Genomic DNA, 17,732 nt, shown 5'->3' on the forward strand with positions numbered 1-17,732 from the left:
CAGTTTGGACATGGACAGCGCGCAATCACCACAATGTACACATAGTACGTAAGGATGATGAGCACTGTCCTCGTTCAAAATGGCAAGTAAAATAGCTTAAAAAGGAACAACTATGCGTTCGACAGGAATCTGGGCCTTGGCCCTCACCACACTGATCAGCACTCAGTTATCCGCCGCAGAATTACCGGGCAAAGGCATCACTGTCCAGCCGCTGCAAAGTACCATTTCGGAAGAGACCTTCCAGACCTCTCTGGTCAATAAAGCCTTGGAAAAACTCGGTTACGATGTCCAACCGACCAAAGAAGTAGATTACAACGTCGCGTATTCAACTATCGGCGCAGGTGATGCCACCTATCTGGCGGTAAACTGGGAACCACTGCATAACGACCAATATAATGCTGCCGGTGGCGATGCCAAATTTTATCGTCAGGGTAACTATATTGAAGGATTGGCACAGGGTTATCTGATCGATAAAAAAACCGCTGATAAATACCACATTACCAATATTGAGCAGCTAAAAGATCCGAAAATCGCCAAATTGTTTGATGCTAATAACGATGGTAAAGCCGATCTAACCGGCTGTAACCCAGGTTGGGGCTGTGAAGCGCCGATAAATCATCAGATCAAAGCTTATGGTCTGAGCGATACCGTTATCCATAATCAGGGTAACTATGCCGCGATGATTGCCGATACGATTACACGTTACAAAGAAGGCAAACCAATCCTGTATTACACCTGGACACCTTATTGGGTCAGTGATGTATTGGTGCCGGGCCGTGACGTAGTATGGTTGCAGGTTCCATTCTCTTCCCTGCCAGATAAAACTATCGACACCAAGCTGTCTAACGGTGCGAACTACGGCTTCCCACCGAGTGTGATGCATATCGTGGCTAACAAAAAATGGGCTGAAGCTAACCCGGCCGCCGCTAAGCTGTTCTCTATCATGAAATTATCGATTAATGATGTGAATGCTCAGAACATGCGGATGCACGCGGGTGAATCGTCAGATGCCGATATTGAACGTCATGTGAATGGTTGGATTCAGGCCCATCAGGCCACCTTTGATGGTTGGGTAAAAACAGCCGCGCAAGCAGGTAATGCGAAAGCTACGCAGTAAATTCTAAATGGGTTTATTGATGTGTTACCCAAGGGGGGAGTTCTATTATTTTGCCCCCCAGCGGCTTCAAGTACCAAGGGTATAGATACAACGAAGCCCTGAGTTAGCAATAACTCAGGGCTTCTGAATGTTGGCGGTGCGGACGGGACTCGAACCCGCGACCCCCGGCGTGACAGGCCGGTATTCTAACCGACTGAACTACCGCACCACGCTGCTGTTCCGGTTAAGAACGAGACGGATATTACGTATGGAATGCAATCTCGTCAATACTTTTTCCAGCAAAATAAGCCGGTTGCGCAGTTTTTCATCTGGAAATCATTTTATTCTGCATTTGCACTATCTTCCGATTCAAGCGGCATCCGCCACAAACAACTGCCGCCCTTCTTCATCACCAAATCCAGACGCGATTCATGGGCTGACAACTCCTCTTCAGCCGCATAAATTACTTTCAACGCAGATGCTGGCCGGGTAATACGCTGGATATTTTCAGAAGAATCATTCTGCGACTGATCACCTTCCATAGAGAAAGACAGAGACGTCTGGCCGCCGGTCATCGCCAGATAAACTTCTGCCAGAATTTCGGCATCGAGTAATGCGCCGTGCAACGTTCGCTTGGTATTATCTATCAGATAGCGATCGCATAACGCATCAAGGTTATTACGCTTGCCGGGGAACAGGCGGCGCGCCAATAACAGGCTATCGGTGATGGTACAGAAGGTTTCCGTTTTCGGAATATCCTGCTGCAACATACGGAACTCGTAATCCATAAAGCCGATATCAAACGCCGCATTATGAATGACTAGCTCAGCACCACGGATAAACTCGATAAACTCCGGTGTAATATCAGCAAATGTGGGTTTATCGGCCAGAAACTCATCACTGATACCATGGACACCGTAGGCCTCTGGGTCGACCAGACGGTCCGGTTTCACATACACATGGAAGTTTCTGCCGGTCAGACGGCGGTTGATCACTTCAACAGCACCGATCTCAATAATCCGATGGCCTTCATAATGAACGCCCAGCTTATTCATACCAGTGGTTTCAGTATCCAGAACAATCTGTCTGGTCGGGGTAACTTGCATATTGCCAGTGCTCATAGCGCTCGTTTATGTCAGACTTAACGTTTAAACAGATAGGAAGAGTCTACCAGAGATGACTAAACAGGTAGAAATTTTCACCGACGGATCTTGCCTTGGCAATCCTGGCCCCGGTGGTTATGGCGCAATTATGCGTTACAAACAACATGAAAAGACCTTTAGTGCTGGCTACCGTTTGACAACCAACAACCGTATGGAGTTGATGGCTGCTATCGTCGCCTTGGAGGCATTGACATCACCTTGCCACGTGACGCTCAGCACTGACAGCCAATACGTGCGTCAGGGCATCACACAATGGATCCACAACTGGAAAAAGCGCGGGTGGAAAACCACAGACCGCAAACCGGTACGTAACGTCGATTTATGGCAACGGCTGGATCTGGCAATCCAAGGCCATACCGTACAATGGGAATGGGTTAAAGGCCATGCTGGCCATCCTGAAAATGAGCGCTGCGATGAACTGGCACGTCTTGCGGCCAATTCACCGACACAAGACGATATTGGTTATATCCCCAACTAACTCTTCTTACCTGACGTTGCCACGGTATTAGTGGCTTTCACACACCGAATCAAGGTTGGTCGCGATAACTTTTGGTTGCGCCAACCGCACGGCTAAACCAAGGCTTACGTGCACCAAACTTCATCGGATTAAATGTCAAAGGTATGGTGCGCTTACGGGCCACAATCAGGCTGACACACCCCAGCGCATGTAGATGGGTGCTGATAAAGCGCCCACCTTCTTTATGCCAGGGTAAAACGTGAAAGCACGACATATGCATAACTTCATAATTCAGCAAACTCAGCCAATCCAGCAAACGCATCTGAGTAAACATTCGGCTAATATAAGGCTGCCGCTGGCGTAATATTGGCACCAGCTTGCCGGCACCCAGCACACTCATCGGATTGAAGTTACTGATAATCAACCAGCCGTCATCAATAAGCACCCTATCTGCTTCACGCAAAATACGATGTGGGTCAGTGGCATAGGCTAAAGAATGAGATAACAGACAGGCGTCCACTGACTTTTCAGCAAAAGGTAACTGGTATGGGCTGGCCAGCACCTGCATATTAGTACCTTGTTCCCCCACATTAACCTGATGGGAGATAGCACATTTATCGCTGGCGATTTCCGCACTCAACTGGCCTATTTTCAACAGATGAAAACCAAATAGCTTCGGCCACCAAGGTTGTAATTGCTGTTCGAGCGCTGCGCGATAATACTCTCCCCAAGGTAACTCCGCCCAAGATGCAGGCGCATCGATCTGTTGGTGTGTTTGCGCTGGTTTCATGTTTCTACCCAATAGATTTCAAGGTGCAGGAAGGTGGCAAGTAAGTGAACCCCGATAAGCTAACCCCCGTAAGTGATGCGGATGAACGGGAGCCGCCAATACACCTGCGATTTGAAAGATGACGGGTATATTATCTTCTTTCACACTCAAGCGGTTGCCAACAAAAAAGAGGTATCCAATGAATCTTATCAGTATTCCGGCATTTCAAGACAATTACATTTGGTTATTGGCAAACCCACAAAAACACTGCGTTATTGTTGATCCGGGTGAATCAGCGCCGGTGCTGTCTGCACTGGCACAAGGCCAATACACTCCTCAGGCCATCCTGCTCACCCATCACCACAACGATCACGTCGGTGGTGTGGCACAATTACACCGCCATTTCCCCAATATTCCCGTCTATGGCCCGCAGGAAACAGCAAATAAAGGTGCGACAGTTATCGTAAATGGGGGTGATCACCTGACAATTGATGGTCAAAACTACACCATTATCGCCGTCCCTGGCCATACCCTTGGGCACATTGCATACTACAGCGAACCTTATCTTTTCTGCGGCGACACGCTTTTTTCTGCCGGCTGCGGCAGACTATTTGAAGGCACACCAGAGCAAATGTATGCGTCAATTCAACGGCTGGCGCAGCTTCCCGCTGAAACCTTAATTTGCAGCGCGCATGAATATACTCTCGCAAATCTTAAGTTTGCCCGTTTCATTTTGCCCGCAGATCAAGACATTGCTACATATCAACAACAAATCATGCAATTACGGGCAAAAAACCTACCTAGTTTGCCGGTAAAATTGCAATTAGAGCGTAAAATTAATGTTTTTTTACGTTGCGATGACATTGATTTACAAAGGAAAATAGGCGTTATCTCGCCACCAGCCTCACTTGCTTCAGTTTTTTCCGAATTACGCGCCCAGAAAGACCGCTTCTGAGCTTTTAGTTGTGTTTTTTGTCGAAGCAAAGTATGATTGGTCGTCTTTTAAGCAACTGACATTGACACACACATGAAGACCAAAGCGATATTTCTCGCCTCAGTCTTGCTTGTTGGGTGCCAGGCGTCCAAGCAGGACGTACAGGTTCCCGTACAGCATGCGCAGAGTTTGTCTTCAGCAGGTCAAGAGAGTGAAGCAGGAGAGTACACAAATAGCGTCCGAGAGGGCAGCGCGCGATGGCTTGATAGTGAAAGTGGCCTCGCGCAGCAAGATTTGTGGAACTTCATTAGCGACGAGCTGAAGATGAAGGTTCCGGAAAATTCCCGGATCCGTGAACAAAAGCAAAAATACTTAAGAAATAAGAGCTATCTCCACGATGTAACATTACGGGCAGAGCCGTACATGTACCTGATAGTCGAGCAGATTAAGAAACGTAAAATGCCGATGGAACTGGTACTGCTACCCATAGTGGAGAGCGCTTTTGACCCACACGCGACATCATCCGCCAACGCCGCAGGGCTATGGCAGATAGTGCCGAGTACAGGTCGAAACTATGGCTTGAAACAAAACCAATGGTATGACGGCCGCAGAGATGTGGTTGCGTCTACCAAAGCAGCGCTTGATATGATGGAGCGCCTGAACAAAATGTTTGACGGTGACTGGTTGTTAACAGTCGCTGCTTATAACAGTGGTGAAGGCAGAGTCATGCAAGCGGTGAAAGCGAATAAGGCAAAGGGTAAACCGACCAACTTTTGGGCATTGTCGCTTCCACGTGAAACGTCAATTTATGTTCCAAAAATGCTGGCCTTGGGTGATTTAATCAAGAACAGCAAAAAGTACGGTATAAACTTGCCAGAACCCGACAAAGACCGTGCATTAGCACGTGTTGATGTAGGTCAGCAGATACAGCTAACTCAGGCGGCTGAGATGGCGGGGATGTCACTTACTAAGTTGAAATCCTTTAATTCTGGGTATAAGCGCAATGTAACGGCACCTGATGGACATGGTCCTCGTTATATTATGTTGCCAAAGGCCCATGCTGAGCAGCTTAAAGATTCATTGGCAGATACTGATATTGCCGCCGTTCAACCAACCAAGTTGGCACAGAACAGCTCAAAATCAGCATCAGGTTCGCAGTATAAAGTTCGCTCCGGTGATACCTTATCTACGATTGCCAAGCGGTTGAATATCAAGACCAGCGATTTGCAGAGTTGGAACAACTTACGTGCCAAGAGCACCTTAAAAGTTGGGCAAACCCTGCAACTGGCAAGCAATACAACGACCAGCAACAGCATCACCTATCAGGTTCGTAAAGGTGATTCTTTTGCCAGTATTGCCAAGCGTCACGGTGTAAACACCGACGATGTGATGCGATGGAATTCGGTAGTCAGCAAGGCTAATAGTTTACAACCAGGCTTGAAATTGACGTTGTTCGTTAACGGCAAATCGACCCCGGATACGTAGAGTCAGAATCGCGATTAAAGCTGTTAAAAAGCACCCTTCGGGGTGCTTTTTTTATGGCTGGAATTCAACCAGCAGTGGATTGTGATCAGAGGCTCGGGTCACTAATACCGATGCATCTGCCAGAGTAAGACCCCGATAAAAGACAAAATCAAGCGGTCGGCCAAACGCACGGCTACGGTTATCAGCCCGGAATTCAACTTCAGCTAACCCCACCACTTGGGCAAAACACTGTAAAGCATTAACCCGCTGTCGGCTCCAGGCATTAAAATCCCCCGCCAGAATCACCGGGCCACGATGCATCGCGATTTGTTCCCCAATGGGCTCGAGTTGTTTACTGTAAACATCAACACCAAGACTGAAATTCACCGCGTGAATATTAACCACCATCAATAAACGGCCGTCATGGATTGGGTAAACAGTAATTAAGGCCGATTTAGACAACCGCAGTAACGGCTCTCTCTCACGCAGGGGGCAACAGTAGACCGGATGGGTGGCTGCAAGCGTCATCACACCTGAAGGGTGCTGAGGCAGTGCAAAGGCAGGAACCTGATCGGCGGCCTGATAGTGAGACGTAGCAAACCGCACCAGCTCAGGTGTTGTTTGTGCTTCTTGCAGTAACATCAGTTGAGTATCACGCCCGAATTCTTTGAGCACCGAGAGCCATTGCGCCCGCTGCTGCTTAAAGATATTCCACACCATCACCCGCAAAAATTCAGATGTTGGCAATGGCGCGCCTGGCGGTAACCCCAGCCCCAGTTGCTTAGCAGAACCTGGGAAGATTTGTTCAACCGGTTGACCTGCAACATATCGCATTGCATATGTTCGTTTCGGCACTTTGATGGCCTATTCCTTATTCGAAATCACTCTGGCTCGAGAGGTAACAACAGCCGGTAGTTCACTGATTATACGCCCAGATGCTCCTGTCAGTAATTTCTTTTAGCCACGATATTATTCTGATGTTGGGATACACAAGCAGAGATTCAATCTATGTGATTCATAATGCACTAATAAGCCTTCTATTAACAAAGAAGCCCACAATCGCGGGCTTCAATAGATACTGGCAGGGATTTAGCTGACAGCAACTTGCCGTGGGTGCTTCTTATCCAGCTTGCCACTCAGTGTCACCAGTAATAGCGCACCAATAACAATCACGCCACCGATCCAAGGGGTCTGAGCCAACCCAACCCGGATAACTGTCTGCCCACCAATAATCGATCCTAACGCGATTCCGACATTAAACGCCGCGATATTCAGGCCCGAAGCCACGTCAACGGCATGTGGCGTATATTCTTCCGCTTTCTGCACCACATAAACTTGTAAACCGGGGACGTTACCAAAGGCAAAAATCCCCATGACCAGCAACGTAATTAATGCCGCAATACTGTGGTTAGCACTGAATTGGAAAACAAACAGTAAGACAGCAAGTGCGGTAAAAATAAAACTTAAAGCAGGTACTGCACCATGGCGGTCTGCGAGTTTACCGCCCCAGATATTGCCGATAGCGACCGATACCCCATACGCCAGTAAGATCCAACTCACTGCGGCAGGTGAGAATCCTGCCAGCTCTTGCATCACTGGCGCGAGGAAAGTAAACATGGTGAAGAAACCACCATATCCCAAGGCGGTAATGGCATAAATCAGCAGTAAACGTGGGTGGGTGAGCACCTGTAGTTGCTGCTTTATACTGGCTGAAGCCTTATTGGGGATATTACTGGGAACCAAAATGGCGCTGGCAATAATGGCAATGACCCCAATCAGTGACACCGCAAGGAAAGTCTCCCGCCAGCCAAAATGCTGGCCGATAAATGTCCCGAGCGGAACCCCAGTCACCAGTGCCACCGTTAAACCACCAAACATAATAGCAATCGCCGACGCCGCTTTCTCCTTTGGCACCAAACTGGTAGCAATAGTCGAACCAATCGAGAAGAACACACCGTAAGCCAGACCGGTGAGTAAACGAGCAACCACCAGAGTCTCATAACCAGGTGATTGCCAGGCTAATAAGTTCCCTAGGGTGAACAAGACCATCAAGCCAATCAATAGCATTTTACGCGGTATGCGCCCGGTTAATGCGGTTAACACTGGAGCACCAATAGCAACGCCCAATGCATAGATTGAAACTAATAAACCGGCGGATGGCACAGAAACTGCCAGTTGTTCTGCGATGGTCGGAACCAGCCCGACAATCACAAATTCAGTGGTACCAATAGCGAATGCACTGATGGTCAGTGCCCATAATGCAAGTGGCATAATTACTCCAGAAATACGGGTCAATTTGATAGCGGCTATTATGTCCCTATGGTTAAATGACAAAAATGCTCAAAATATCAAAATATTTTTGCTGGAGTGGCAACAATGAAAGCGCATTCAGATGAACTGATTACTTTTGTTACCGTAGTGGAATGTGGCAGTTTTAGCCGTGCGGCAGAGCAACTCGATCAAGCTAATTCAGTCGTCAGCCGGACAGTAAAAAAACTCGAAAGCAAGCTAGGGGTGACGCTGTTAAATCGCACAACCCGGCAAATCAGCCTGACACAAGAAGGCGAGCACTACTTTCGGCGAGTGCAAAATATTCTGCGGGAAATGGCCACGGCGGAAAACGAGATACTCGATAATCAGTTAAATCCCAAAGGATTGCTGCGTATCGATGCTTCTACTCCAGTGGTGTTGCACATTCTGGCTCCGCTGATGGCGGAGTTTCGTCAGCGTTATCCGTTGGTGACATTATCACTGGTTTCGTCAGAAACCTTTATTAACCTAATTGAAAGAAAGGTTGATATTGCTATCCGGGTCGGCACGTTACAGGACTCAACCTTACGAGCCAGAAAGCTGATGACCAGTTATCGCCATATTTTGGCCTCACCTGCCTACCTAAAGCAACATGGTACCCCGCAAACGGTGGCTGATTTACAGCATCATTTATGTCTGGGGTTCAATGATTTACCGGTGCTAAATCGTTGGCCGCTCGCAGGTGCTGATGGGCAACTTTATGAAATAAATTCAGATTTAACGTCAAATAATGGGGAGACGCAACGCCGCCTTTGCCTTGAGGGAAATGGCATTGCTTGCTTATCGGATTTCATGATCAGAGGCGATCTACAACGCGGGGACTTAGTGCCGCTACTGGTAGAACAGACTCTACCCGTCGTTATGCCGATTAATGCGGTGTATTACAGTGATCAGGTCGTCAGTAACCGGCTGCGTTGTTTTATTGATTTTATCAATGAACGTCTGGCACAAATGTTCCCTGCAAAATAAAAAACCACCCAACATAGGGTGGTTCAGATAATGGTTTAAAGCGTGATCAATCCCATGCAGGTGCCAGGCCTTCAGGGCTGACTAACCTCTCACCACGATCCAACGACGCTATCAGTGCCATATCTTCGGCACTCAAGCGCAATTCCTGCGCTAACATATTACTGGCCAGATTAGCGGCTTTGGTCGATGATGGGATCACACTATAGCCCAGTTGCATCGCCCAGCTTAAAATCACCTGAGCGGGAGTGGCACCATGTTGCTCCGCAATCGTTTTAATCACGGGTTCTTCTAGCGCTTTACCATAAGCCAGCGTCATATAAGAAGTGATCGCTATGCCATTTTCTCTCGCAAATTCAACGACCTTACTGTTCTGCAATAAGGGTGACAGTTCGATTTGGTTAGTAGCAATCACCTCGGCCCCCACCGCCGCAATGGCCTGTTTCATTAAATCGATGGTGAAGTTAGAAATACCAATCTGCCGGGTTAAGCCCAGCTCTTTGGCTTTCACTAATTCAGCCATAAATTCAGCGACGGGTACTTCATCGTTTGGTGAAGGCCAGTGAATCAATGTTAAATCCACATAGTCTGTTCTCAGCTTCTGCAAGCTCTCTTGCAGGCTAGGGATGAGCTTGCCCTGCGCTAAGTTAGCAATCCAAATCTTAGTGGTGATAAATAACTCATCACGCTGGATGCCGCTTTGCGCAATAGCTTGGCCAACAGCTGCTTCATTTTCATATATTTGTGCGGTATCGATAACACGATAGCCCGCGGTTAATGCCTGACTCACTGAATCAATAACAACTTGATCTTGAAGACGAAAAGTTCCCAGGCCGAATGCAGGTACGCTCATAGTAATTCCTCATTTTGAATTTTTATCGTGCTTAGACATGTTTAAAATTGGCTGATTACCGGGGGCCATTTACCCGAGCCACCCGGTAAAAATCTGAACTGATTATGCCCAGAGTTTTATTGCCAAAAAATGCCATATTCAACACAATACTTTTGATAAAAAATCAACAATGAGGAAAGCAATGGCGGTTACGGCCAGCGACGGATCACCAATGAGGTGTTAATGCCGCCAAACGCGAAGTTATTTGTCTGGAAGAATTCGGTATCAATATAACGCCCCTCGCCCATCAGGTAATCCAGGTCACCACAGGCAGGATCAGGGTCGGTCAGATTAATGGTTGGTGCGAAACGCCCGGCCCGCATCATCTCCAGACTCATCCAGGCTTCAAGAGCACCGCAAGCCCCTAAGGTATGACCAAAATAACTTTTCAAAGAGGAAATGGGGGTCCGGTTACCAAAAACAGCCGCCGTAGCCTGGCTTTCTGCAATATCGCCACGCTCAGTCGCGGTACCATGAGCACTGATATAGCCAATATCAGTGGCAGCCAGGCCCGAGCTTAGTAACGCCTTTTCAATGCAGATTTGCATGGTCTCTTTTTGTGGTTGAGTAATATGGCTGGCATCGCAATTAGTATAAAAACCAATGATTTCACCGTAAATAGTGGCACCACGTGCTTTGGCGTGATCCAGTTCTTCCAGAATCAACGTGCCAGCCCCTTCACCAATAACCAAACCATCACGTTGGCGATCAAATGGCCTTGGTGATAATTTTGGTGAATCATTTAGCTGGCTAGTAGCAAACAAGGTATCAAATACCGCCGCCTCGGAAGGACACAGTTCCTCTGCACCACCAGCAACCATCACTTTCTGGTAGCCATGACGGATTGCTTCATAGGCATAACCAATTGCCTGACTACCTGACGTACAAGCACTTGAGGTAGGAATAACCCGCCCGCGCAACCCAAAAAACAGCCCAGTATTCACCGCCGCCGTATGCGGCATCATTTGCACATAGGTCGTGCCGGTAATATTGTTGGTGTGTTTTTCGGTTAACATCGTGGCAAATTCACTCACCGGCTTAGTGCTACCGGTAGAAGAGCCATAGGCAATCCCAGTATCCCCATTGGTAAGTACATCCTCCCCCATCAGACCCGCTTGCTCTAGCGCCAGCTCAGTGGCTCTGGTGGCCAATAAGGATACCCGCCCCATCGAGCGGATGCGTTTACGGGTGTAATGTGCGGGCACCACAAAATCATCAATCGGCGCACCTAAATGGGTATTCAACCCCTGATATTCTTCCCACTGCGGCATATATTGCACCGCATTTTGACCGGCATAAATACGTGCTGAAATATCCGCCCAGTTATTGCCAAAGGCAGTGACCCCACTCATGCCGGTAATCACAACTCTATTGATGGCAACCATCCTGCTGCTCATACCATTCCTCCATTAATTGAAATCACCTGACGCGTGACATAACCGGCGATATCTGACATCAGGTAACTGGCTAAACCAGCCACCTCTTCAGCTTCTCCCATCCGTTTAAGTGGGATCATCCGCATGGCTTCTTGCAGCGCGATAGGCTCCATATTGATCATGCCAGTATCAATCAACCCAGGTGCAATACAATTCACGGTAATCTTGCGTTTAGCCAACTCCAGCGCCAAAGCCTTACAAGCCCCGATAACCCCCGCTTTAGCCGCACTGTAATTCACCTGACCACGATTCCCCACCACACCGGAGACCGAAGAAAGCGCAATAATGCGCCCGCCGTTACGTAAACCGATCATCGGCATTACGCAGGGGTGCAACACATTATAGAAACTGTCCAGATTGGTATGAATGACGCCATCCCAATCTTCTTGCGTCAATGCTGGGAATGCACCATCACGCGTAATACCGGCATTGTTCACCACACCGTAGTAAGCGCCATGAGTGGCGATATCCTGCTCGAGTACCTCTTTACACTGCGGCCTGTCGCTGATATCAAAACAGATCAAGCGCCCTTCACCACCCGCCTCAATAATCTGAGCCAGTGTCGCTTCACCGCCAGTAAGATCTTGGTGATAATGAACAACCACTAAAAAACCATCCGCAGCCAGACGGTGTGCGATGGCCCGCCCGATCCCTTTGCTGGCCCCGGTGACTAAAACAGAACGCTTCATGCGCCTTTCCTCAATGTGAGTTTTTTTATTTCTTCGGCATCTGGCTGATAAGTATTTAGCCGACCACGAGCAACCTGCTTTCCAGCCATGTTGATACTGCACTCGAAACTGCCAATTTTTTCATCTTGCAGGATTAACTGGACACAAACCTGAAGTTCGCTACCCGCAGGAAATGCCGGTAATTCACAGCTGATAGCTCGCCCACCAAGTAGCATCCCTATCGTGGGAGGTATCGCTTGCGCCAAGCCATGCCAGCCACGCCACACGCCGATAGTTTGTGCCATTAATTCGATAGCAAACCAGTTGGGGAGGCAGCCCTGAGCATCGAGGAACGGCGCAAGCACCCCATGCTTACTCAAGGTGACCCTGCATTCAGCCCCGTCCTCCCCTACCCAATGGACGTTATCCAGCATCACCATTGGTGATTGATGTGGGAGGTAATGTTCAGCGGAATACGCCATCAGCCGGCTCCTAATATCACACACGCATTGTTGCCACCAAAAGCGAATGAGTTCGACAAAATAACCGGGGTTTTAAGTACTTCCGGCTTGGTGACCAAATTAATCTCGGCCAAAGTAGTATCCCAAGAAGCATGAGAAAAATCTTGTACTGGTAAGGGTAGAGTCCGGCTTAACATCAGCCAACTGAGTGCCGCCTCTGTGGCCCCAGCGGCCCCCAGCGTATGCCCGGTAAGATGTTTAGTTGAACTACAAGGGGTCTGATGACCAAAAACCCTATTCACGACCTGCGCTTCTATCTGATCATTTAACCGCGTCGCCGTGCCATGTAGATTGATGTAGCCCACATCAGCGGGCTGCAACCCTGCCTGACGTAATGCCATCCTGATAGCCTGTTCCGCCCCATGCCCTTCAGGATGGGGGGCGGACATATGCCAGGCATCGGAGGACTCCCCAACCCCGAGTAACGCTACAGGTGAAGGTTCACGTGATAATAAAATCAACGCCGCTGCCTCACCCACGTTGATCCCTTTGCGCTCGGCGGCAAAAGGGGTACAACGCTCAGCCGAAAGTGACTCCAGGCTATGAAAACCGTTGATGGGCATACGACATAAACTGTCAGCGCCACCGACTATCGCCGCATCGACTATTCCAGACTCAATCAAACGCTTACCACTGATAATCGCCCGTACACTGGAAGAACAAGCCGTAGACACGGTATAACTCGGGCCATTCAGCCCCAAATAACGCGAGAGGAAGATGCTAGGATCGCCTAACTCCTGCTGTTGATAGTGATACCCTGGCGGAAACTGCCCGCCGACGTCACCAGAACCAGGCTGATATTCTCTAACCGCCCGTTCCCCCTCAAAAATACCTGAGGTGCTGGTTCCCATAATCACAGCAATCCGTGATACGCCATAGCGAAGAATGCATGCGGAAACCTCAGGTTGAATCTGCGACAATGCCGCCAACAACAGGCGATTATTCCGGCTATTGTGCTGTGAAAGTGGCTCGGGCAAGGTAGGCAATTCAGTATTCACCGCACCCAGCCAAATCGGCGAATCACCCAAGAGCCACCCTTGCTGGGGAGCCATGCCTGGGGCTAACCCGGCACGAAGGCTCGCACTCACTTCAGACAATGAGCTACCTAATGCATTAACCATGCCAACAGCAGAGAAATAGACCATCGCTGTTACTCCTCCACATTTTGGATAGTAATACGGTAGTGAAAGACAAATTGCTCAATAGTGATCGGCTTACGGGTGTTACCTGATAGCTGGTAGCGAATCTCTGTCACTATTTGGTTTTTGTCATCATAGAGTCTGCGTGTATCCCCTTCATCCACCAACCGCCAATTTCCGGGTAATAACGGACGCCATGATATGATGGGCCAATAACTCAGCATAATATCGGCAAGAACCTGATTTGCTGGAGGTAATCCAACAATTTTCATGGTTTGCTCTAAATGAATACCTTGCAGGTCATAGGAAACCTTGAACAAGCGGATCCCAAGCGGCGACAGCCCAACCAAGGTTAAGCGCTGCCCATCAGCCTGAAGTAACACTAATAATGACTGCTGCTTCCCCTGCGCTGTTGCAGTCAGTAATTGCTGCTGATTGATAGGTTGTGCCAAAGTCGGTTGCGGCAAAGCGACCCGCACCCCGGGCTTAAGCCAGGCTTTAGGCTGTGTTTGGTCCGGCGAACTGGCACACCCTACAATCAATAAGGCTAAAACGAGTAACACCCCACAGCGTTTATAATTCACTCAGGCTCTCCTTTTGGCTTGGGCAGCGCCAGAGGCGCTAATAAGAAGGCTGTAAACACACCACTACTCAGCACAATGCCAAAGCTACTGATGGCTTGGGTGTGGCTAAATACCAGCATGCCGAAAGTCAGTTGCGTGGTGAACACCGCCATAAAAATAGCAAACATTGAGGTGCTAGGCGTCCCTCGGGGATTGGTAAAGAACAGGGTATAATTGATACCAATCCCCAGAACCAATATTAATGCCAGCAACGAGAAGAGATTTAACGAGTGGCCGGTAAGAGAAAGTACCGCCAGCCCCATCCCCAATGAAAGTAACGTCGGTGCCACACAATAGAGGCCGCGACGCAGACCCAGGCGCCAGCAATAGACTACAGCTATAGCAACCACTGCAATGAGTAACAACCATGATAGATAGGCGCGGTAGAGAGAAAATAGCGCATTGAACTCTGTTTTCCTGTCAACCCAAGTCACTCCTGGCACGGACTCCGCTAACTGTTGCAGTGCCGCCGGATTACTGACACCACTTACCGGCACCAACATCGCTGTGCGCCCATCAGGTAATGAGAGCCAAAGCAATCGCCAGCCCTCACTGACCACCGAGCCAAGCCATTGTTCCGGGGTCACCCATGTATGCTGGTTGCCTTGTGCTGGCAAATCTGGCAGAGAAACGCTAATACCCGCCTGTTGCAATTGGTGGATAATAGCTGGCGCGGTTTGCTCAAGTAATGCCAGATTTTGTTGCTGCCGCAATAATGATGGCAGCGGCAACACACGATAACTTTCAATCCATCCAGCCTTTTTCGCCTGTGATAGCTGTGGAGAGAATTGCTCCAGACGTTGCAATGCCTGTTCAGCATTATCACCATACACAACGAACCATTTTTGATCGCTGTGCTGACCGGTAAGTGCCGCAATGCGCTGTTCCTGTTGCTGGAACTCACGCGGCATCGCCTGCAATTCACTGATATCGTCATTAATTTTTAATGTGGCTAACCCACTGATAGTCAAAATAGTAATCAGGGCCGGCAAGCCTAAACGTAACATTCGGTTGTTTTGCCAACTCTCTAGCCACAGATAAATAAGCTTTAGGCGCGGAACCGGGCGCACCGGCAACCGTTTAGCCAATATCGGATACCAACACATCACCGTGATACAGGCGGCGGTTAGACCTGCGGCGGCAAAAACAGCCAATTGCTGCAACCCAGGGAAAGGCGCAATAAGCAGAATCAGATAGGCAATTACGGTGGTGAGTAGCGCCATTGACAGGGCTGGGAAAAGTTTTGCCAGGCTCTCCAATGGCGTCGTTTGGCCACCGTGCGCCATGCGGTCTGTCAGGTAATAAAGCGTGTAATCCGCTGAAATACCAATGATACTGGCACTCAATACCAGCGTCATAACATGGACTTCGCCAAAGACCAGTAACGTGGCAACCGCCCCAGCCAATGCCCCAATAGTTATTGATAAAAGGCATAAGGCGAGTGGCAATAGCGATTTAAACATTATCAATATCAGCAGGAATACACCGGCGACGGAGATCAAACCAATGGTCGAGATATCACTTTCAGCCTGCTGACTCGCGTAATTACTGTAAAAAAGGGTGCCGCGTTCCAAGACTTCAGTACCGGGCCAACGCTGCTGAAGTTGCTGCTTTAATTCAGCCAATGACTCAACGGTGCTACGGGCACTGGCCATATCATAAGATGAAGCGCGTAATTCACCGTGAATCAAATACCATGGGCGGCCCTGGCTATCTTTCGCCACCAGCCAGCCCTTACTGATACTTAATGCCCCACTGTTTTGTTGTTGTGCTAATTGAGAGCCACGGACCAACAGTAAAGGATCATACTGCAACTCTTTACCACTCACGCCAGCAAATGCCGAATACGCCTGCCCCAATATCCACTGAGCCTGTGCCGCTCCACCATGGCTTAATCGCAGACGGGTAGCCTCATCCAACAATACATTACGATGCTGAAAGAAAAAGGCGCCCCACGCCTGTAAACGTTGAGCAGTCATCTCACCACTGACCTGATGCAGCGCAGGCATTTTTTGTAACTGCTGCAACCACCAGTTCACCGGAGCCAATTGGTCTTCTGCTGGGCTAACCAGCCACACTAATTGGCGATCAAGACGCTGATTAAACCCTGCGGTTAATTCGACAGGTACGCCTGCCAACTCCTGCTTGGGCAATAGTGCCAAGACACTGCTGTTAATCTGACTACGAGGGATCAGCCAGAGTAATGTTGCCAGTAACAGCAAACAGATAAGTAACCAGCCGATAGCCAGTTTTCGATGGCAATCAGTGCGCAAAAAGCTGCTGTTCGGCATGGCTCAGTATCTTAGGTTCAGTTAATTGGTTGAAAAACCGGATGTGGGTCCCATCTCCCTGCATATCTTCAATATCGATAGTTTCCAGAAAATATTGACCGTGCAACGTGATGCTTTTAAAGAGCTTATCCAATGGTGTGGTTTTCGGGGTGAGCACTAACACCCAAAGATCTTGACCACTATCAGTGAAAGCTAAGGTAAAATTCTGCTCCAAAATCGACGTATCAGCATGAAATAGTGCCGTTAATAAGTGATTAAATTGGAACATTTGCGGATTGCTGTCAGCAGTAATAACCTGCGCAGGCTGGCCGGCCATGGTTTGCACCATGCGCTTATCGTCGAGTAGCAGTGTCAGAACGAAAGGTTGCTGCTGTGACCACCACAGCCCTTTATCCTGTGAAATCAGTAAATTACCACTTGATTTTAAAGGTTTATTCATTCCACTAATACTGCGCTGCTGTTCAAATTCGGCGCGCAACACCGGTTGTTCGCTGAATCGTTGTTGTAACGATGCCAACGTTACCGCATGAGCGCTGATACTGAGACACAGTAAGAGAACGGTGAATATCGATTTCATGAGACGATACCCATTCTTTCCAGCAGTACCGGCGGTGAAACAAAGCTCATTTCTTTCGTGGATGCTTTAACGGCAACCTGAATGGTGTAGCCGGTTGTCATGCGCTTCCCGCTGGTCGCATCATAAATCTGGTAACCGATACGTAAGCGGTTCTCATATTCTTCAATAGAGGCACAAATATGAATACGCTGTTCAAATTCGAGCGGGGCAATGTATTTCACTCGCGTATCAACTATTGGCCACACATAGCCTGACGCCTGCATCGCGCGGTAACCATAATCAATTTGATTCAGTAAAGCCTCACGAGCAATTTCAAAATAACGGAAATAATTGCCATGCCACACCACCCCCATAGGGTCAATATCATGAAACGGGATATTGTGAACTATCCGGGTAGTAAAACGCGGGTCATCGGGTAAATTCATG

General features: G+C 48.7%; 18 protein-coding genes and 1 tRNA gene. 5 read left to right on the forward strand and 14 right to left on the reverse strand.

Annotated features, from left to right (window positions below):
- Positions 1-112 precede the first annotated feature (112 nt).
- On the forward strand, positions 113-1,117 hold the full coding sequence (proX, locus tag ACWJJO_RS17255) for a glycine betaine/L-proline ABC transporter substrate-binding protein ProX (protein WP_083163011.1): 1,005 nt from the start codon (positions 113-115) through the stop codon (positions 1,115-1,117).
- 131 nt (positions 1,118-1,248) lie between these two features.
- On the opposite strand, the gene ACWJJO_RS17260 is transcribed toward proX, so the two are convergent.
- Positions 1,249-1,325: transfer RNA gene (locus ACWJJO_RS17260), tRNA-Asp, on the reverse strand.
- Between the two features lie 112 nt (positions 1,326-1,437).
- A complete protein-coding gene (gene dnaQ, locus ACWJJO_RS17265; RefSeq protein WP_481091603.1) occupies positions 1,438-2,202 on the reverse strand; it encodes a DNA polymerase III subunit epsilon in 765 nt (254 codons plus the stop codon).
- A 70-nt stretch (positions 2,203-2,272) separates the two neighbouring features.
- Between dnaQ and rnhA the strand changes: the two genes are divergently transcribed.
- On the forward strand, positions 2,273-2,737 hold the full coding sequence (rnhA, locus tag ACWJJO_RS17270) for a ribonuclease HI (protein ID WP_050074222.1): 465 nt from the start codon (positions 2,273-2,275) through the stop codon (positions 2,735-2,737).
- A 49-nt stretch (positions 2,738-2,786) separates the two neighbouring features.
- On the opposite strand, the gene ACWJJO_RS17275 is transcribed toward rnhA, so the two are convergent.
- A complete protein-coding gene (locus ACWJJO_RS17275; protein ID WP_083163007.1) occupies positions 2,787-3,506 on the reverse strand; it encodes a class I SAM-dependent methyltransferase in 720 nt (239 codons plus the stop codon).
- A gap of 178 nt (positions 3,507-3,684) precedes the next feature.
- Between ACWJJO_RS17275 and gloB the strand changes: the two genes are divergently transcribed.
- A complete protein-coding gene (gene gloB, locus ACWJJO_RS17280; RefSeq protein WP_420073214.1) occupies positions 3,685-4,440 on the forward strand; it encodes a hydroxyacylglutathione hydrolase in 756 nt (251 codons plus the stop codon).
- Between the two features lie 72 nt (positions 4,441-4,512).
- A complete protein-coding gene (gene mltD / locus ACWJJO_RS17285; RefSeq protein ID WP_442820583.1) occupies positions 4,513-5,904 on the forward strand; it encodes a murein transglycosylase D in 1,392 nt (463 codons plus the stop codon).
- A 51-nt stretch (positions 5,905-5,955) separates the two neighbouring features.
- Here mltD and ACWJJO_RS17290 read toward each other — a convergent pair whose 3' ends face one another.
- Together ACWJJO_RS17290 and ACWJJO_RS17295 are read right to left on the reverse strand one after the other, a co-directional pair.
- A complete protein-coding gene (locus ACWJJO_RS17290; RefSeq protein ID WP_083163001.1) occupies positions 5,956-6,738 on the reverse strand; it encodes an endonuclease/exonuclease/phosphatase family protein in 783 nt (260 codons plus the stop codon).
- Positions 6,739-6,972: 234 nt separating this feature from the next.
- The gene (locus ACWJJO_RS17295) at positions 6,973-8,154 is read right to left on the reverse strand and encodes an MFS transporter (RefSeq protein ID WP_481091295.1); all 1,182 of its coding nucleotides are present in this window, start codon (positions 8,152-8,154) and stop codon (positions 6,973-6,975) included.
- Positions 8,155-8,259: 105 nt separating this feature from the next.
- On the opposite strand from ACWJJO_RS17295, the gene yafC reads away from it, so the two are divergent.
- Entirely contained in the window at positions 8,260-9,162 is a 903-nt protein-coding gene (gene yafC / locus ACWJJO_RS17300) for a DNA-binding transcriptional regulator YafC (protein WP_083162996.1), read from the forward strand.
- Between the two features lie 46 nt (positions 9,163-9,208).
- On the opposite strand, the gene dkgB is transcribed toward yafC, so the two are convergent.
- From dkgB to ACWJJO_RS17345, 9 genes are all read right to left on the reverse strand, one after another.
- The gene (dkgB, locus tag ACWJJO_RS17305) at positions 9,209-10,012 is read right to left on the reverse strand and encodes a 2,5-didehydrogluconate reductase DkgB (protein ID WP_083162994.1); all 804 of its coding nucleotides are present in this window, start codon (positions 10,010-10,012) and stop codon (positions 9,209-9,211) included.
- Positions 10,013-10,200: 188 nt separating this feature from the next.
- Positions 10,201-11,436, reverse strand: a complete 1,236-nt coding sequence (locus ACWJJO_RS17310; protein ID WP_193784870.1) for a beta-ketoacyl-ACP synthase — start codon at positions 11,434-11,436, stop codon at positions 10,201-10,203.
- 8 nt (positions 11,437-11,444) lie between these two features.
- The gene (locus ACWJJO_RS17315; RefSeq protein WP_083162990.1) at positions 11,445-12,176 is read right to left on the reverse strand and encodes a 3-ketoacyl-ACP reductase FabG2; all 732 of its coding nucleotides are present in this window, start codon (positions 12,174-12,176) and stop codon (positions 11,445-11,447) included.
- Positions 12,173-12,637 carry a hotdog family protein gene (locus tag ACWJJO_RS17320; RefSeq protein ID WP_083162988.1) on the reverse strand — a complete coding sequence of 155 codons (465 nt, stop codon included), beginning with the start codon at positions 12,635-12,637 and terminating at the stop codon, positions 12,173-12,175. The genes ACWJJO_RS17315 and ACWJJO_RS17320 overlap by 4 nt, the downstream gene beginning before the upstream one ends.
- Positions 12,637-13,821 carry a beta-ketoacyl-[acyl-carrier-protein] synthase family protein gene (locus tag ACWJJO_RS17325; RefSeq protein ID WP_372569524.1) on the reverse strand — a complete coding sequence of 395 codons (1,185 nt, stop codon included), beginning with the start codon at positions 13,819-13,821 and terminating at the stop codon, positions 12,637-12,639. The genes ACWJJO_RS17320 and ACWJJO_RS17325 overlap by 1 nt, the downstream gene beginning before the upstream one ends.
- A 5-nt stretch (positions 13,822-13,826) precedes the next feature.
- Positions 13,827-14,399: a DUF3261 domain-containing protein gene (locus ACWJJO_RS17330; RefSeq protein WP_083162985.1), complete on the reverse strand. Its 573-nt coding sequence runs from the start codon at positions 14,397-14,399 to the stop codon at positions 13,827-13,829.
- Complete coding sequence (locus ACWJJO_RS17335) at positions 14,396-16,729, reverse strand: MMPL family transporter (RefSeq protein ID WP_481091296.1); 2,334 nt, start codon at positions 16,727-16,729, stop codon at positions 14,396-14,398. Before ACWJJO_RS17335 ends, ACWJJO_RS17330 begins: the two co-directional genes overlap by 4 nt.
- On the reverse strand, positions 16,701-17,306 hold the full coding sequence (locus ACWJJO_RS17340; protein WP_481091297.1) for a LolA family protein: 606 nt from the start codon (positions 17,304-17,306) through the stop codon (positions 16,701-16,703). Before ACWJJO_RS17340 ends, ACWJJO_RS17335 begins: the two co-directional genes overlap by 29 nt.
- A complete protein-coding gene (locus tag ACWJJO_RS17345; RefSeq protein WP_372559744.1) occupies positions 17,303-17,731 on the reverse strand; it encodes an acyl-CoA thioesterase in 429 nt (142 codons plus the stop codon). The genes ACWJJO_RS17340 and ACWJJO_RS17345 overlap by 4 nt, the downstream gene beginning before the upstream one ends.
- Position 17,732: the final 1 nt, after the last annotated feature.

It is taken from the genome of Yersinia antarctica, from assembly GCF_056636475.1.

Coding starts and splice junctions, on each gene's coding strand:
- ACWJJO_RS17275 (WP_083163007.1), bottom strand. CDS start 3,506: ATGAAACCAGCGCAAACACACCAACAGATCGATGCGCCTGCATCTTGG.
- ACWJJO_RS17340 (WP_481091297.1), bottom strand. CDS start 17,306: ATGAAATCGATATTCACCGTTCTCTTACTGTGTCTCAGTATCAGCGCT.
- dkgB (WP_083162994.1), bottom strand. CDS start 10,012: ATGAGCGTACCTGCATTCGGCCTGGGAACTTTTCGTCTTCAAGATCAA.
- ACWJJO_RS17315 (WP_083162990.1), bottom strand. CDS start 12,176: ATGAAGCGTTCTGTTTTAGTCACCGGGGCCAGCAAAGGGATCGGGCGG.
- proX (WP_083163011.1), top strand. CDS start 113: ATGCGTTCGACAGGAATCTGGGCCTTGGCCCTCACCACACTGATCAGC.
- ACWJJO_RS17295 (WP_481091295.1), bottom strand. CDS start 8,154: ATGCCACTTGCATTATGGGCACTGACCATCAGTGCATTCGCTATTGGT.
- ACWJJO_RS17320 (WP_083162988.1), bottom strand. CDS start 12,637: ATGGCGTATTCCGCTGAACATTACCTCCCACATCAATCACCAATGGTG.
- rnhA (WP_050074222.1), top strand. CDS start 2,273: ATGACTAAACAGGTAGAAATTTTCACCGACGGATCTTGCCTTGGCAAT.
- ACWJJO_RS17345 (WP_372559744.1), bottom strand. CDS start 17,731: ATGAATTTACCCGATGACCCGCGTTTTACTACCCGGATAGTTCACAAT.
- yafC (WP_083162996.1), top strand. CDS start 8,260: ATGAAAGCGCATTCAGATGAACTGATTACTTTTGTTACCGTAGTGGAA.
- ACWJJO_RS17310 (WP_193784870.1), bottom strand. CDS start 11,436: ATGGTTGCCATCAATAGAGTTGTGATTACCGGCATGAGTGGGGTCACT.
- mltD (WP_442820583.1), top strand. CDS start 4,513: ATGAAGACCAAAGCGATATTTCTCGCCTCAGTCTTGCTTGTTGGGTGC.
- dnaQ (WP_481091603.1), bottom strand. CDS start 2,202: ATGCAAGTTACCCCGACCAGACAGATTGTTCTGGATACTGAAACCACT.
- ACWJJO_RS17335 (WP_481091296.1), bottom strand. CDS start 16,729: ATGCCGAACAGCAGCTTTTTGCGCACTGATTGCCATCGAAAACTGGCT.
- ACWJJO_RS17325 (WP_372569524.1), bottom strand. CDS start 13,821: ATGGTCTATTTCTCTGCTGTTGGCATGGTTAATGCATTAGGTAGCTCA.
- gloB (WP_420073214.1), top strand. CDS start 3,685: ATGAATCTTATCAGTATTCCGGCATTTCAAGACAATTACATTTGGTTA.